The sequence below is a fragment of the Grimontia celer genome (assembly GCF_900055185.1).
Lineage (GTDB): Bacteria > Pseudomonadota > Gammaproteobacteria > Enterobacterales > Vibrionaceae > Enterovibrio > Enterovibrio celer.
Genome location: NZ_FIZX01000002.1, coordinates 1051089 through 1067332, shown reverse-complemented (window position 1 = coordinate 1067332; position 16244 = coordinate 1051089). Strand labels below are relative to the sequence as shown.

Annotated in this window: 16 protein-coding genes; 12 read left to right on the top strand and 4 right to left on the bottom strand. The window is 46.8% G+C overall.

Annotated elements, in window-relative coordinates:
* Nucleotide 1 precedes the first annotated feature (1 nt).
* Genes GCE9029_RS15010 through GCE9029_RS14995 form a run of 4 tightly spaced genes read left to right on the top strand, consistent with a single transcriptional unit; the run spans nt 2 to nt 2864 of the window.
* Entirely contained in the window at nt 2–1240 is a 1239-nt protein-coding gene (locus GCE9029_RS15010; protein ID WP_062664327.1) for an SAM-dependent methyltransferase, read from the top strand.
* Nucleotides 1241–1264: 24 nt separating this feature from the next.
* On the top strand, nt 1265–1801 hold the full coding sequence (locus tag GCE9029_RS15005) for a DUF2878 domain-containing protein (RefSeq protein ID WP_062664325.1): 537 nt from the start codon (nt 1265–1267) through the stop codon (nt 1799–1801).
* Nucleotides 1747–2343, top strand: a complete 597-nt coding sequence (locus GCE9029_RS15000; RefSeq protein WP_231870110.1) for a hypothetical protein — start codon at nt 1747–1749, stop codon at nt 2341–2343. Before GCE9029_RS15005 ends, GCE9029_RS15000 begins: the two co-directional genes overlap by 55 nt.
* Before the next feature lie 26 nt (nt 2344–2369).
* Nucleotides 2370–2864 (top strand): DUF3833 domain-containing protein, encoded by a 495-nt coding sequence (locus GCE9029_RS14995; protein WP_062665692.1) that lies wholly within the window; start codon nt 2370–2372, stop codon nt 2862–2864.
* Here the strand turns inward: GCE9029_RS14995 and GCE9029_RS14990 are convergent.
* Nucleotides 2861–4492 (bottom strand): DUF2813 domain-containing protein, encoded by a 1632-nt coding sequence (locus GCE9029_RS14990; RefSeq protein ID WP_062664324.1) that lies wholly within the window; start codon nt 4490–4492, stop codon nt 2861–2863. The two genes, GCE9029_RS14995 and GCE9029_RS14990, sit on opposite strands and share 4 nt — an antisense overlap.
* 282 nt (nt 4493–4774) lie before the next feature.
* Between GCE9029_RS14990 and GCE9029_RS14985 the strand changes: the two genes are divergently transcribed.
* Together GCE9029_RS14985 and GCE9029_RS14980 are read left to right on the top strand one after the other, a co-directional pair.
* The gene (locus GCE9029_RS14985; protein ID WP_062664322.1) at nt 4775–5680 is read left to right on the top strand and encodes a LysR family transcriptional regulator; all 906 of its coding nucleotides are present in this window, start codon (nt 4775–4777) and stop codon (nt 5678–5680) included.
* A 65-nt stretch (nt 5681–5745) separates the two neighbouring features.
* The gene (locus GCE9029_RS14980) at nt 5746–6051 is read left to right on the top strand and encodes a Dabb family protein (RefSeq protein ID WP_062664320.1); all 306 of its coding nucleotides are present in this window, start codon (nt 5746–5748) and stop codon (nt 6049–6051) included.
* A gap of 73 nt (nt 6052–6124) precedes the next feature.
* On the opposite strand, the gene GCE9029_RS14975 is transcribed toward GCE9029_RS14980, so the two are convergent.
* On the bottom strand, nt 6125–8806 hold the full coding sequence (locus GCE9029_RS14975; protein ID WP_062664318.1) for a bifunctional acetate--CoA ligase family protein/GNAT family N-acetyltransferase: 2682 nt from the start codon (nt 8804–8806) through the stop codon (nt 6125–6127).
* 230 nt (nt 8807–9036) lie between these two features.
* On the opposite strand from GCE9029_RS14975, the gene GCE9029_RS26350 reads away from it, so the two are divergent.
* Together GCE9029_RS26350 and GCE9029_RS14965 are read left to right on the top strand one after the other, a co-directional pair.
* Nucleotides 9037–9588, top strand: coding sequence for an SPOR domain-containing protein (locus GCE9029_RS26350; protein ID WP_063856895.1), 552 nt, complete (start codon nt 9037–9039; stop codon nt 9586–9588).
* A 296-nt stretch (nt 9589–9884) separates the two neighbouring features.
* Nucleotides 9885–10886, top strand: coding sequence for a D-alanine--D-alanine ligase (locus tag GCE9029_RS14965; RefSeq protein WP_062664316.1), 1002 nt, complete (start codon nt 9885–9887; stop codon nt 10884–10886).
* 12 nt (nt 10887–10898) lie between these two features.
* Here the strand turns inward: GCE9029_RS14965 and GCE9029_RS14960 are convergent, their stop codons facing one another.
* Nucleotides 10899–11861 (bottom strand): tyrosine-type recombinase/integrase, encoded by a 963-nt coding sequence (locus GCE9029_RS14960; RefSeq protein ID WP_062664314.1) that lies wholly within the window; start codon nt 11859–11861, stop codon nt 10899–10901.
* 267 nt (nt 11862–12128) lie between these two features.
* Here GCE9029_RS14960 and GCE9029_RS14955 point away from each other — a divergent pair, with 267 nt between their 5' ends.
* The 3 genes from GCE9029_RS14955 to yciH all read left to right on the top strand — a co-directional run bounded on the left by GCE9029_RS14955 (nt 12129) and on the right by yciH (nt 13417).
* On the top strand, nt 12129–12482 hold the full coding sequence (locus tag GCE9029_RS14955; protein ID WP_062664312.1) for a DUF3319 domain-containing protein: 354 nt from the start codon (nt 12129–12131) through the stop codon (nt 12480–12482).
* 194 nt (nt 12483–12676) lie between these two features.
* Entirely contained in the window at nt 12677–13015 is a 339-nt protein-coding gene (locus GCE9029_RS14950; RefSeq protein ID WP_063856893.1) for a DUF3319 domain-containing protein, read from the top strand.
* A gap of 75 nt (nt 13016–13090) precedes the next feature.
* On the top strand, nt 13091–13417 hold the full coding sequence (gene yciH, locus GCE9029_RS14945; protein ID WP_062664308.1) for a stress response translation initiation inhibitor YciH: 327 nt from the start codon (nt 13091–13093) through the stop codon (nt 13415–13417).
* A 76-nt stretch (nt 13418–13493) separates the two neighbouring features.
* Here yciH and GCE9029_RS14940 read toward each other — a convergent pair whose 3' ends face one another.
* Entirely contained in the window at nt 13494–15005 is a 1512-nt protein-coding gene (locus GCE9029_RS14940; RefSeq protein WP_046303360.1) for an alanine/glycine:cation symporter family protein, read from the bottom strand.
* Between the two features lie 677 nt (nt 15006–15682).
* Between GCE9029_RS14940 and GCE9029_RS14935 the strand changes: the two genes are divergently transcribed.
* The gene (locus GCE9029_RS14935) at nt 15683–16225 is read left to right on the top strand and encodes a hypothetical protein (protein ID WP_062664306.1); all 543 of its coding nucleotides are present in this window, start codon (nt 15683–15685) and stop codon (nt 16223–16225) included.
* Nucleotides 16226–16244 lie beyond the last annotated feature (19 nt).

Here is a 16244-nt window from a genome sequence, read left to right as displayed (position 1 = left end):
TATGTATTCAAGCAATATCGAATCATCAGCCTGGCCAGTCACGAAGAAGGATACCTTCGCGAGAAGCATGTTGGTTTCCACGTTTGACTACCTTGAAGGCGCTTCGTTGACCTTGGTCGATTTCGACGGGCAGACTCAAAAGCTGGGTGATCCTAACGCTGATCTTCATGCAGAAGTGATTATCCGCCACCCAGGATTTTACCGTCGTGTGCTGACAGGCGGCAGTATTGGCGCAGCTGAGGCGTATATCGATGGTTGGTGGGACTCTCCGGACCTAACCGCAGTCATTCGCGCAGTTTGCCGAAACCTGCCAGCGCTTGATCGTTTGGAAAGTAAAGTGGGCTGGCTTGCCAACATTGCTACCAAGATTGGTCACTGGAAAAACCGAAACACAAAAGAAAACTCGCGTTCTAACATTTCCGCGCACTATGACCTTGGAAACGATCTTTATGAACGGTTCCTTGATCAGGAGATGCTCTATTCGAGTGGTATCTATGAAAGTGATACCGACACCCTAGAGCGTGCGCAGTTTCTTAAGATGGACCGTCTGTGTAGACAGCTGAAGCTTAGCCCATCCGATCACCTGATTGAGATCGGCACGGGTTGGGGCGGTATGGCGATTCATGCTGCAAAGCATTATGGCTGTCGTGTGACGACAACGACAATCTCCAACGAACAGTATGAGTGGGCAAAAAGCCGTGTAGAGCAGGAAGGGCTGACCGATAAAATTACCTTGTTGAAGGAAGATTATCGTGATCTCCAAGGGCAGTACGACAAGCTTGTTTCGATCGAAATGATTGAAGCGGTAGGTAAACAATTTCTGACCACGTATATCAAGAAATGCGAATCGCTTTTAAAACCAAATGGTTTGATGGCGATTCAGGCGATAACTATTGCTGACCAGCGCTACGAGCACTACAGCAGTAACGTCGACTTTATTCAAAAGCACATTTTCCCAGGCGGTTTTTTACCCTCAGTCAGCGTGCTTCTGGACCAGTTCACCCTCAAGAGTGACTTGGTAGTGAGAGATCTGAAAGACATCGGTCTTGATTACGCCAAAACGCTCGAAGAATGGCATCAACGTTTTAACGACAACCTCACTGAGCTTGCGGATCTGGGGTATGACGAGCGTTTCGCACGACTCTGGCGTTACTACTTTTGCTACTGCGAAGGTGGCTTTCGCGAACGCACCATCAGCACGGTTCAGTTAGTGCTAAGCCGTCCAGATTGGCGCGAATAATCCCAATATGAGTAAGGAGGAAGTATGCGGATTGTCTTGATATCACTGGCGTTCAATGCTTACTGGTTTGCTGCTGTGCTGGGTCAAAACAGCATGCTTCCTTTCCTGGTGCTTGCCCTTATCGGTGCTGTGTTGCTCGATAGAGGTGTGTTGTTTGCAACGCCACTTTTTACGCTGATCGGTGTAGCAGGGGACAGCGTATTAACTCATCTACAAGTGCTGAATTTCGATACTTCTTATATGCCTTTATGGCTTGGGGTCCTTTGGGCTGGGTTTGCGACGTACATCTGGCTGGTTCGTGATTGGCTGATGGAAAAGCCGCTCTGGCTACTAGCCATTGTTGGTGCTGTCGGCGGTGCAGGGAGCTACTTAGGAGGAGAGCGACTTGGCGCGGTTGAGTTCACTATGACGCTTGTCAACACTGCACTTGTCCTTGCTGCTGCTTGGTTTATCTACAGTGTCGTTTTCTTGGTCATCTTAAAGCGTCTTTCAAGGAAGGGGGAGACATGTCCAAAACCACATCTTTCTATGACAGAAAAGTCGCTGGCCGAAAAAGAATAGCGGCCCTTTTCTCTTCATTAGTCATCGCGTTCACGCTGTCCGCACCAATCACAGCCAGCCCCACAAGTGCGCAAACCCAAGACGATTGGGTTTGGTGGAAACCTGTTGGCGCCGCATCTCTCACTTGGGGGTTCTGGAAGATCTATGACAGTGAACTAAGAACTCCCTCAGGTAAGTTTGAACCTGCTTCCGGCGACCCATTAGCTCTGGTCATCACATACAGCCGTGACATTGATGCAGACGATTTACTCGATGCAACCGTAGACCAATGGCTGCATCTTGGGTTTAGCGAACAACAAACTCAGGAGTGGCTTCCTCAGATGCAAAACGCATGGCCTGATGTGAAAGAAGGGGACCGACTTATTTATGTTTTGTCGGCAGACCAAGGGCAGTTCTTCTATCAGCCAAATCAGGGGAAGGCATCGCCTTACGGGAAACTGATAAACGCGGATATTGCTAATGCGTTCTCCGCAATCTGGCTTTCGCCTGCAACCGCCTACCCATCACTTCGTCTAGCTCTAATTGGAGGAAACCCTGAGTGAAAAAACTTATCGCTGCTTTTGCATTGATGACCGCATTAGTCGGGTGTTCAGCTTCGCTGGAAGACTATAAAGCGACAAGCCCCAATTTTAATCTGTTTGAATATTTTGAAGGGGAAACCTTGGCTTGGGGAATGGTTCAGGATTATACCGGTAAGCAAACCAGGCGTTTCGAAGTCAGTATAATTGGCACCGTGGATGGCGATCAGATCACCTTAGACGAAGACTTTATCTTCGATGACGGTGAGAAGCAAAAACGCATTTGGACGATAACGCGCCTTGAAGACGGAAGTTATGAGGGAACAGCAGGCGACGTTGTCGGCACAGCGAAGGGAAGTGAGTCAGGCAATGCTCTTAACTGGATTTACGACCTCAGCGTAGAAGTGGGCGACAGTACTTATGTGCTGACACTTGATGACTGGCTTTACCGTCAGGATGAAAAACGCGCTTTCAATCTGACCTCAATGAAAAAATTCGGCGTGGAGGTCGGTAAAATATCAATCTTCTTTGAAAAACAGGATTAACCTGCTCCTCTAGCCATACTCACTACCCGCTGCACGATCCACCGCAGTAGCAGTGGGATATCATCTTCCAAATGCCGCTCTGTATATTCAATGATAGCCAAGGCAGCATCTGGCTTCGCATATTTTTTTAGTGCGCGCGCAATGATTTTCTTGGGGGCAATGTAGGTATTACCTTCAATGTGCGCCATTTCCCGGAACAGTGGTTCGTATCCGTGGTTAAACAGGTAATGTTCTATGTCTCTGTCTGGAAGCACAGTAAGGCGGTGCTTCTCTTTCTCTCCATCAAGCTTACTGCGAGCCGTATGGGCGTATTTCTGGCCTGCCATATCGCCATCTGCAATAACATGCCATTCAATACCCAACGCAATCGCCAGCTTAATAAGGGGTTTAAGTCCGCTTTGTGCAAATTCGATCAGTTGAACACCTTCTGCAGCGAGATCATAACCCTGAATACGCGCCATTTCGTTAAACAGCCAAACTTCTGTTTCACCTTCCACTAGCAGCCAACAACGGGCGAATAGGGCGCTTGGACGATGGAATCTGACATGGAATGACACCCGGCGTTCTTCGTCTTTGCTAAGGCGGTTTGGCGGCACTTGATGCGAATCGGTTTGCGTGGCACCACGCTCTAATCGCCGAATGCTGTTGAGGGGAACGGCAGAAAGCAAATCACCACTGTTGGTGGTCAGAATTTTCTGCATAGGCATTAAACTGATGAGTCGCCAAGCTTGGTTGAGCAAGGTTGGATGCAGCCTACTTTCCGGATCTTCGAAGATCACAATAGGTCGGGCGTTAGCTTTGAGTTGCTTAGGTCCGCGAGCCCGAACAAACGTACTCAGCAAGCCCATCAGCAGCAGGCGACTATGATTCGACGTATTGTTAGCGACTATCTCTAACGGATGCACGTAATTAGCGCGCATGTTCAGGTGCCTTGATGGCTCTATCTCTGCGGGTGAACGGTTGTGACTATCAAAAGCAAAATAGTGGTCGAGAAGCGTACGCATCGCTTTTACACCACTGCGCACCTCGCCTTTATTCACATGACCGGGTTTTTGTTGAAGTCGCTTGACCGTATTCTCCAACCGTTTTTCCAACCGTGTTTTATTGCCGTTCAAATCCATTTCGCTGTCACGTAAGCGACGTGCATCCTGAATACGAATGATTGGGTGCAGAAGGATGAGCTTGAGCGCCAGACTTTCACTGTTCGGTGTTTCGATGATGGCACCGTCTTTATCAAGGAAATCACGCGTTACCGCAATTTTTCCATCGACATGAAGCGCGTTGATATGAAAATCGAGTCGACGCAAACCTTTGTCATCACTGCCATTCCAAACTTCATTGAACGGACGATATCGCCTAGCTCTGTGTTCACCAGAGAAGGTCTCGACCCAACGGAAGATGATCTGGATTTGGTTGGTTTGGGCGTTGCCCAAGGTATAGTCGATATGGAAATCGGAGCGGACAAAATCGTAATGTTCGCCGGAAGATGGCAAGCAAAGTGAAAGGGCGTCTAGCAGTGAACTTTTACCCCAAGCATTTTCACCGATGAGTACGGTGAGCTCATCAAGACTAAGAGAAAGGCGTCGAATGCCTCTGAAACCGGAAATCTCAATACGGTCTAACTTCATAATCACCTCTTTCTTAAGCCTAGGGTCTGTTGACCCATAGTGGTTAAATTTTTGTTCTAGCCATAAGCGTTTTAGGCGCGGCGAGGTGTGTACATCACGGTTTTATTGAACTTATAGATTTTTCTGTTTTCTATCAGTTGATTGTGACACATTTGCAACAGTCATATTTTTTGGTGCATCCCGAAACGAATATAAAACGTCTCTAATCGGGTCATATACTTACCTAAGCCCGAAACAACATCAAAAATGGCTTTGGAATAAGAACAAGGAACGATAAAACCCATGCTATCTTTCGAAGCTCTTCAGGTGCTGGACGCCATTGACCGCAAAGGAAGCTTTGCCGCCGCGGCAGATTCTTTAAACCGAGCCCCTTCATCATTAAGCTATCAAGTTCAAAAGCTTGAGCAGGATTTGGATCTGGTGATTTTTGATCGCTCAGGCCACAAAGCTATTTTTACAGACGCTGGAAAACTGCTGCTGGAAAGGGGACGTGTTCTGATAAACGCCGGCGACGAGCTGGTGGCAGATGCAAAATCGCTGGCCCACGGTTGGGAGTTAGACATTACCATCGCGTTTGATGGGTTGTTGACCGCCCGCCATTTCTTTCCGCTGGTGGACAAGCTGGGCAGAGAAGCCAGCACGCGCGTTCGTCTTCAAGAGGAGATTCTGGCCGGTGCGTGGGAATCACTAGAAGAAGATCGCACAGATATCTTGATTAGTCCCAAGCCGCCTGCAGCGCCTCCAGGTATTAAAATGCAGGAAATTGGTTTCTCTGATGGCTATTGGGTTGCAGCTGCGAACCATCCCATCCATCGCCATGCTAATCCTTATGATGCTGATGTACGCCGTTTATACCGCAGTATTTCTGTGGCGGACTCAGCACGGAATGCGAAGACATATACTTTCAATATCCTTGATGAACAACCCCGTTTGACCGTTTCCTCTATGACAGAGAAATACCATGCAATTCTTGATGGCTATGGTATCGGGACCATGCCGGATTGGTGGGTGAGCAAAGATATCGAAGAAGGTCGTTTAAAAATCATTGAGGGTAGCGAGGCTTACAAACTTTATTGGGTGATGGCGTGGAAACGCAATCGTATGGGGAATGCGAAAAGTTGGATGATTCGTGAAATTCCGCGATTACTAAAAGTGATTCAGCCGATTCCTCAAGAGAAAGTAGGATAAAGACATTGGTCCGGTAATGTGGCGGATCATTTTACATTCACCTTAAGCGCTGCACGGAGCAAGCAATGATCAGACACGTACTGCTGGTAAAATTCAAACCGACGTCCAATGAAGCGGATTTTGAAGAAATTCGCGAAGAATTTATGTCGATGACTGACCGTGTCGAAGGGGTTGTCTCTGTAGAGTGGGGCGAAAATGACAGCCCAGAAGGCAAAAATGAAGGCTACACCCATATTGTCTTTATGACCTTTGCTAATGAAGAGGGACGCCAGAGCTATTTATTCCACCCAGAGCATGATGCGTTGAAGGAAGTGTTTGTACCGCATATTGAAGACATCATTGTGGTGGATTACACCTTACCTGCTGCTTGATTCGACAGGCATTGAACAGCAAAAAGCCGCATACAGCGGCTTTTTTGATCGCATTTTAGTGGTGCGCTTTAGGTTAGAGCGTCATGTCCATTTCAACGATGCCGTCCTGTAACTGCACATCGATAGCGAACCCGACTTTTTGTGCCAGAGCAATCATCCCTGAGTTTGAAGGCATGGTCATGCCATTAAAGCGCTTAAGACCACTTACTCGACCATAGCTGATGATTTTCTCCATCAGAATTCTGCCAAGTCCCATACCTTTAAGATCCGAACGAACTAACACCGCAAACTCTGCATCTGTGTGCTGTGGGTTGGCAAGGGCTCGCACAACGCCGAGTATTTCATCAGAACCGTCTTCCAATCGATGAACAGCCACAAAAGCCATCTCGCGGTCGTAATCAATCTGGGTTAGATTCGCCAATGCTTCATGGTTTAACTCACCAACATCTGAGAAGAAGCGCTTATAGAGGTCTTCTACCGATACATGCTCGATGAATGATTTATGGTTAGGCTCGTCTTCAGGCAGGATTGGGCGCAGTAAAATCGCTCTACCATCTTTCAATTCAGCGCGCTCTTCCATCTCTTTAGGATAAGGACGAATCGCCAATCGGGTATTAGCATCACCTTCAAACGGGCTGAGTTGAATAGATGCATCCAGCACTGTGAAGCTGTCGCCCGTTACCAGCAAAGGGTGAATATCCAGCTCAGTGATTTCAGGAAAATCAATTAAAATCTGTGACAGTGTCACAAGGAAATGGCATAGCGCGTTCACATCCAAATTGTAGGGATGGCCGCGTTGGCGAAGCTTTCCACTTTTGATCGCACCAATCACCAAGTAACGTGCAAGGGCCATGTTGAGGGGCGGAATGGCAACGGCAGCATCACGGTTCACATCCCATTCTGAACCGCCTTCTCCCAGCAAAATGACAGGGCCAAAAACAGGGTCGTGACGCACACAAACCCGAAGTTCCTGCGACCCTGCTCGGTTTGCCATGCTTTGGATTTGCAGTCCTTCGATACGTGCTGTGGGGTAGGTCATGCTGACTCGGTTCAACATCAGCTGCGCTGCATTCGCTACTTCGGTGGCGTTGTTTAAATCCAGCATCACACCGTTAACGTCAGACTTATGAGCGATGTCGGGCGAGCGGAGTTTAACGGCAACGGGGTAGCCAACCTGCTCCGTGATCTGCGCGGCTTCAGAGGCATCAGACGCTAACCATGTCGCCATCACATTAATGCCGTATTTCGAAAGAAATGGTCGTGCCTCATGGGTGGTCAGCGTGCCCAGATTTTCTTCCAAAGCCTGTTGGATTAACGCTTTACCGCCTTCTACATCGTAATCAATTTGACCGATAGAAGTCGGCGTTTCCATCAGTTGCTTCTGGTTTCGCCGGTACTCAACCAAGTGCATGAATGCGGTAACGGCACTTTCCGGTGTTCGATATGCAGGAAAGCCAGCATGAGCGAAAGCAAGTCGAGCTACGGTGGCATCGTCACTTTCACCTTGCCAATTGGTCAGAATATTAAAGCGCTTGGCACGCTGTGAGTTTTTCAGCATATCCGCTAGTGCTTTTGCGGTTTTTAAGCCAGGAGCAGTCACAGAAGGAGAGTGAAGGATTAGCAGTGCATCGGCTTCGTCGCTCTCAAGTAGAATTTCTGTCACTTTCTTGTAGCGCTCAGTGTCTGCATCACCCACGATATCGACAGGATTTGATTGCGACCAGCTGGTAGGGAGAATAGCATCAAGCTTCGCTTTGGTTTCTTCGCTGAGTACGGCCAGTTTGCCGCCCATTTCCAACAAGGTATCAACCGCCATGACTGCAGGGCCGCCTCCATTGGAAATTATCGCGAGTCGCTCACCACGAAGTGGTACGGAGTGAGACAGCGTTTCTACGGCTGCAAATAGCTCGTGCGTTGTACGTACTCGCAGCATACCGGAGCGCCGAATAGCCGCGTCATAAGCGCCATCTAGCCCAATTTCATTTTCCTGCAAATGAGGAAGGATAGAAGCGCCTTCGGGTGTACGTCCGCTTTTCAGAACCAGAACGCGACGGTTACGGGATGCCGCTCTGGCTGCGGAAATGAATGCGCGGGCATCCTGAATATTGTCGATATAAAGCAGGATGGCATCTGTTTTACTCTCCCGGCTCAAGTAGTCCAGCAGTTCAGGGAAATCAATATCGCTGGCTTCGCCCAGAGAGATAAAGGTGGAAAACCCAATTCGGCGGTTACGTGCCCAATCAAGAATAGTGGTACACACCGCCGCGGACTGAGAAACGAATGCAATGTTCCCTCGATTTGCCGGAATAGGAGAGAAAGAGGCATTCAGATTCAACCAAGGCAAGATCAAGCCAAGACTATTCGGACCAATCACCCGCATCGCATATTGTGAGGCGATGCCTCTCATCACTTCAAATTCACTGCAACCATCTTCGGCTTTGGTTTTCTTCATGCCAGCCGCCAGAATAATCGCCACCTTCACACCTTTTTCGCCTAATTGACGAATCAGTTCGCTATTGCGTGAGGCTTGTGTGCAGAGAATCGCGAGATCAGGAATGAGAGGTAAAGCTTCAATGGTCGGATAAGCGAGGATCCCGGCAACGGCCTGGTATTTGGGCGTGACAGGCATGATGGGACCTTGGAAACCGCCTGACTGTAAGTTGCGAATAATCACGTTACCCGCACGTCCTTGTGTATCAGAAGCGCCGATAACGGCAATTGATTTTGGTTTAAACAGCGTATCCAGGCTGGTCATTTCGCTCTCCGACTTGGTAACCCACAGACAGTTTACTGTTTTTCACCCCACGATGTTTCAATCAGTTAGCTTGGCTGTGATCCGTAGCTAAAAGCACGGTCAGATTGCCAGAAACCAGTAAATGATGTGTGACATGTGGCAGATACTTATCAGAGTGGTCTTGGTTTAAGTTGAATGAATGGCGGGGTAGGTACAGAATAAGGGCAGTGGCTCCTAAAAGTAGAATATTCATGAAGAAAATCCTTTCGATCGCTTTCACTCTTGCGCTTGCCGGTTGTGCCGGGGGTACGAGCACCACTCAAATTTTGACCCAATCTTCTGAAGAAGAAGTGATGCCTGTGACTGAATCTATGGCACCTGTGTCAAAACCAGAGATGACCAAGCCGATGCCTAAGCCTGTTGCGGCAGAAAAACCAAAAACACCAGCGCCTAAACCAGTTATGACTGCGCAGAAGAAACCGAAGCCGGCACCTAAGCCAGCCAAGAAGCCGTCTGCGACTTCATCTTCAACTTACACCATTCAGGTCATCGCACTGAGTCACAACAAAGGCTTCAGTGAATACATGAACAAATTGCCGTCAGATAAGCCGGTTTGGTCAAACAAGAAAATGGTTGATGGCTTACCATGGTACACCTTGCTCTATGGTGAGTTTAAGTCGAAAGCAGATGCACAAAATGCACTCAAAGCTTTACCCAACGACATCAAACAATACGGTCCGTTTATCCGGTCATTTGCCTCTATAAAATCGTCTTCGACACCAGAAGTTAAACGATTGAACTAAGCAGGTTTATCTAAGGAAAAGAGAGCTAAGGCTCTCTTTTTTCTTGCTTGTTGTATCGATTCTTCAGGCAAGCGGTGGCTTCTAAAGCAAGTAACGACGGGTTTTTGCGCGATCACGCAAAATTTGCCAGTTATTTGCGTTCGATTAAGTGAAAGCGCCAATGTGTTTGTTTACTATACCCAAGCGACCTGATTGCGAGCATTTTCAGGTTGTTTGGGTATTGTAGGTGCCTCACGGATTGTGCAATTGGATTTTGTTATCCCTGAGCGTTTTATCAGGGCGAAGTAGGAATGGTCATGAACCCAACTCAAGTATTGTTGCTGTGTGGTGGCGGTAGCGCTGAACATGAAGTATCGATGGTGTCAGCGAACTATCTGGAATCTGAACTGAAGAAACTGCCATCCGTTTCAGTTATTCGCGTTGAAATGACAAAAAGCGATGGCTGGAAAGACAGCAATGGGCAAGATTGCCGCCTCAATTTGGATAAGACACTTAAAGTCGGTGACGACATTATCGATATTGATTTTGCCGTGCCATGTATTCACGGATTTCCGGGGGAAACCGGCGACATCCAATCTTTGTTTGAGTTGGCGGGTGTCCCTTACATGGGTTGTGATTCTTCAGCCAGTAATGTGTGCTTCAACAAAATCACATCAAAACTCTGGTTTGACGCCATTGGTATTCCCAATACGCCTTACGTTTTCCTGACAGACAACAACGAAGACAGCATTCAAAAAGCAGAAGAGGCTTTCGAGCGCTGGGGTGCGATTTTTGTGAAAGCAGCGTGCCAGGGCTCATCCGTTGGCTGCTATAAAGTGACGGATAAAGAATCCGTGCGCGAATCCGTTGAAGATGCGTTTGGCTATTCAAACCAAGTGTTGGTTGAGAAAGCTGTTCGCCCACGTGAACTGGAAATTGCTGCGTACCATTACGATGGTCAGGTAGTTGTCACTCGACCTGGAGAGATTGCTTGTCCTGAAGACACTTTCTATACCTATGACGAGAAATACAGCGCAGGTAGTCACAGTCAAACGACCGTTGAACCAGAGAACCTGACGGAAGAGCAGGTAGAAAAAATGCGCGAGTATGCAGAGAAAGCGTTTGTTCACCTTAAGCTGAAAGATCTGTCACGCATCGATTTCTTCCTAACACCTGAAGGTGAAGTCCTGTTGAACGAAATCAACACCTTCCCAGGTATGACGCCGATTTCAATGTTCCCCAAACTCGTTGAGCACAATGGTCATACGTTCTCTGAGTATTTGGCGAGCTGCATTCGCTCAGGGGTTAACGTCGGCTAGAGCCAAAAGTTCCTAATCCTTATCCAGCTTACGTTTGAACTTATCCATAGCCTCGTCTCTTGCCTGTTTATTTCCCACATACTGGGCTGGCATAGCGGGGCTTTTCCATCTTCCTTGTTGCTGAATTTCTTTTATTGTCAAACCAGAGTCTGACAAATCCTGACTGGCACCTACACGCGGCGATTGGCCAGAGAAAGTCAGGGTGCCCTGAACGCCCAACTCCTCTGCAGCACGACGAAATACGCGATAAATTGAAGAATGATCCATAGGTGCTTCACCAAGCTGTTGGTGTTTATTGATACGACGTAGCAACGGGCCTTCCGACATGGCAGTCATTTCAAACCATTGTTCAACCAAAGCTGAGGCTTCCGAAGAAAGCTCCATGACGTTATCCGCAATGTGAAGAGTGAAACTATCTTCCATTTGGGCTAGGTCTTCAAATTGGATAGTTGCCAACTCACTGCGCTTTAGCATGCATTCGAAACAGAGCGTCCAGATCAACAAATCTCTGATGTCTTTCAAGCGGTCACTGGTGCAGAGTTTGGTGTGAAGTGACTGAAGATGATGATAGTGGAATGCATTTGCCTGACCTGCTTCATCTGCTTTCTCCTGATATAGCTTGTTAAGCGTAAAGCGAACTTCTCTGTGACGTGTAGGGTCGGATTGGCTGTGTATTCGATGCATCATAGATACAGTGATGATATAGCGCTTAATACTAGAGGCTTTCCGGGTTGTGGCTTTAGCTTCCACAAATCGACGAACTGCTGTCACGGCAGCAGGTAGGGGAGACACGTTGACTTCCCGACAGTAATCGACGAAAACCTGCCAATCATTTTGGAAACTCAACAAGGAATTTTTGCTGTAAAGCCCTTGGGTGAGCGCATGCCATTCATCAAGAGATACATCCCCTTGTTTAAACAGCGTAATACTACGTTTTATAGCGTTTGGGTCAGTGATAGGTTCAATTTTTTTCATTTATTTAATGCACTATAACTATAGTTTCTGCTTGTTATTATCACATCCAATCCTAGGTGTTGGAAGCAACGTCGATCACATAACCTATTCATATATCGCCTACTTTTACGGTCTCAAAAATGCCGGAGATTTGGCTAAGACTGTTAAATTGGTCTAATTTACATAGTGATACGTAGTTTGTTTTATATCATTCTTTAATTTGTATCCAAGACGGGTTCTACAAAGAGGTAGCAAGCGCTTGGATTTTGCTCCAAGAGGAGAGAGTCGATGAGAAAGCGCTTATATCATCGTGGATACAATATCGAGCTGGCTGATGAAAAGACACAAGAATACAGCGCACGCTTAGGTGGAAAGCGTGTTACTGGCACTTTACTTGGCATCAAACAGTCAATCGATTGGTGGTGCGAAACCAATGTTGTCTGCATGCCGGACGAGTTCGACAAACAGGAATTCAATGCGCCTAAAGAAAAGAAGACAGAAGAATACAAAGGCATTCAAATCATGAATGACAGCCCTGAAGATGAAAAGGGCTGGTACATGATGGTAAGAGGAAGGCTATTGAAAGGTTCTCTGCCAGCGTTGAAAAACTTCATCGACAAAAAGCTCGTTACCAAATCTTAGTGCGCTTGTTACCCCGCGTTTATCGAATCGTATCTACAAAGATAAATGTTGGGCAGAAGCCACGTTAATTGTCGAATTATCCTTTCTTTTTCATTAAAATCGCCTCGATAACAACTCTATACTCAAATTGCTTGTAACTGCCTGATACTTGGCGGTTAAGTTAATGGGTAAGCAATCCACAGAACAGGTAGCGAATGAAAAAGCGATATTCTCATCGTGGTCATACTATTGAATGTAAGGACGATGTTTATACGTCAATTGTCGCAGGGAGAACGGTATCCGGCACGATGCTGGGCGTAAAGCAGTGTATTGATTGGTGGAGCGATACCCGTATTTTCCGTCGGCCGGCGGAATTTGAGCGTCAATCCTTTCGAACGGCACAGGGGCCTTCCTCTGAAATCTATAAAGGTATTCAGATTATGTCTGACGACAAACAACCAGGGCTTTGGTATATCCTGGTTCGTGGACAACTTCTGAAAGGTCCTTTACCAAAGATTAAGCAGTTTATCGACCAAAACGCGCTTTCTCGCTAATTCCGTCGTTAACGTATTCTGATAGCGCCAGTTTTGATAGCATTGGTGCTATCGACAAGCGTCAAAGAGTGAAATATGAGAGACGATAACAGCCGCCTAGTGTATTCAACCGATTCCGGGCGTATCAAGGAAGAAAAGCAGACGCCAGTTCGTGAAAAAGGCGATGGAATCGTTCGGATTCAGCGTCAAACCAAGGGCCGTAAAGGCAAAGGGGTTTGTCTGGTGACAGGGTTGGACATTGATGATACCGCACTGAAACTGGTCGCCGCCGAGCTAAAGAAAGTCTGCGGTTGTGGCGGTGCTGTAAAAGACGGTGTGATTGAAATCCAAGGTGATAAGCGCGACCAAATTAAAGCATATCTCGAGAAGAAGGGTCACACAGTCAAACTGGCCGGTGGTTAATTTTTCTTTCAGAAAGACATAAAAAAAGAGATGCCAAATGGCATCTCTTTTTTGTTATGCAAGAAGGGTTGTTCGATTAGCCTTTGTAGCGTTGGATTGCACCGCTTTCCAGACGCGCCAGGTAATCGTTCATGTCCGCTTTGATTTCTGGAACCAGACGGTACAGACCGACGATGTTAACCAGAGCCATTGCGAAGATCATTGCATCAGAGAAGTCGATAACTGGACCCAGGTTCATCGATGCACCGATAACAACGAAGCAGCAGAACATGATTTTGAAAATCATCTCAGCACGCTTGCTCTCACCGAACAGATAAGTCCAAGCTTTCAGGCCGTAGTAAGACCAAGAAATCATGGTTGAGAACGCGAACAGTACAACAGCAACTGCAAGAACCAGAGGGAACCAAGACAGTGATGCTTCAAATGCTGCTGATGTCAATGCAACACCGCTCAGCTCCTGACCTTCGTACAACTGGCCGGTAATGATGATAACCAGAGCAGTCATGGTACAGATAACAACGGTATCGATGAATGGTTCCAGCAGAGATACGAAACCTTCAGACATGTGTTCTTTGGTTTTTACTGCTGAGTGAGCGATTGCCGCAGAACCAACACCCGCTTCATTCGAGAACGCGGCTCGTTTGAAGCCCTGGATCATGGCACCGATAACACCACCCGCGACACCTTCACCAGTGAATGCACCGTTGAAAATTGCGCCGAATGCTGCACCTACTTGGTCGATGTGCATCAGGATGATAATCAGAGCTGCACCAACGTAAACAATTGCCATGAATGGAACGACTTTCTCAGTCACTTTCGCGATTGACTTGATACCACCGATGATAACTACACCAACGATAACCGCCATGATAAGACCAAACAACCAGCCTTTATCTGCGAAGAAAGACATGTCGCCACCAGTAACGCCAACCACTTGTTTGAACGCTTGGTTAGCCTGGAACATGTTACCGCCACCCAAAGCACCGCCGACCGCACAAACTGAGAATAAAACGGCGAGGGTACGACCAAATGCTGGGTTACCTTTGTTAGCCAGACCTTTGCTCAGGTAGTACATTGGACCACCGGAAACAGAACCATCTGGGTTAGTGTTACGGTATTTAACACCAAGGGCACACTCTACAAACTTGGTAGACATACCAAGCAGACCCGCAAGGATCATCCAGAAGGTTGCACCTGCACCCCCGATAGAGATCGCCACAGCAACACCTGCGATGTTACCCAGACCAACCGTACCGGAAAGTGCGGTCGCAAGCGCCTGGAAGTGCGAAACCTCACCTGGCTCTTTTGGATCGGTGTAGTCACCTTTAACAAGACGGATTGCGTGAGTGAATCCACGAACGTTAATAAAGCCCAGATACAGCGTAAAGATGACAGCGGCAACAACGAGCCACATGACGATCCATGGCGCTTCAGCATCTAGAAAGGGGAGTGGAACAGAGGAGAAGATCATACCCACGAATGGGTTTACAATTGGCGCGACTATTTCATTGATTGCTTCATCGATCCCTGCCGCAGAGGCTGAGCTCGCAAACAACGAAAGTCCAGCAGTCGTCATTATACGTTTCATTACCGAGTCCTTTTCTTTTTTATATAGCTTTCATACTTACCGCAATATGCTGTGTTACATGATTGTTAACAACCATTGCGCTGCGGATTATTTCACGTATAAACATATTTGCAATATATTTCGACCCCGTAATTTTGCATTTTTTATAACAAGATAAAGCGCTCACACTTTTCTAAAGAAATCTCCCTTTCATAATTTATTTCGCGAATTTACCCTGGCGAAAAAATAACTCGGCAATAAATGTATAAGTAATTGTGCAAATATAATTTTCGCTTTCTCTAATTCAATCATATGGCTGCAAGCGCTTTCTGCTGGGGCATGAATTGCACCACTGTAAAGCAGGCTGATATAGGGTTGTGTTAACAGATGAATTTAAATAACTATTTCTATAAGAGCAAAATAGAGAAAGTGAATTGAAATTAAGACAGGGTTAAATTAGCAAGAAAATAGCACTCGAATTAGAAAAGTATTAGGATGTAAATAAGTTAGTCATTCTTAAAATTGATACAAACTTCATGCATAGCAAATGATTGACCGAAGTAAACTATGCGCCTTGTATTAGGCAACTTTTCGCCAACTATTCCCTTTATTTGGTGACTTATGTCACGTTAAGAATTTATATCCAATTAATTTCGGTTATTAAGCATATTTAGTCACTTCTTATTAGAAATTCAGTCATGCAGTGGTTAGCAAAGTTTACCGCTTCGCCAACGCTGATCTTCACTGCGGTCGCCGTAGCAACGATCGCGTCAGATGTAGCGATGCAGAAGCAATCAGAATCCAGTCGGGTGCTTTTAACAAAGTACTTGGAAGTGCTGCCTTCAATTTCTTTAGAGATGGTTAAGGCGCAAAGTGCTTTGGAAGCTTCAGACAAAACTGTGCTTGTTCCGCAGCAGGTTGATATGCTTGAAGAAACGCTCGCCAAATTACTCTCCAGTCAATATTCCAGCTTTGAAAAGCGTCGCTTGGCAATGAAGATTGAAATTTTGCGGACCAACGAAGAAGTGGAAAATACAGACTACGATAGGGAGTTACACCGCTTTGGCGATAAGGGCTGCGAACCGAATGTTCAGTTGGTTAATCAAATAGAACAATTGGAACCACTTAGTGTGAGACCTCAATACCAAGTGACCCTTTGTTATCTGAACCGCGATGGTACAACAATGATGTCCAGCGCTTCCTCCTTAGACTTGAGTCCAAGTGAAGCGCTGGATCCTTAACAGCCTGTAGTACTTGGCT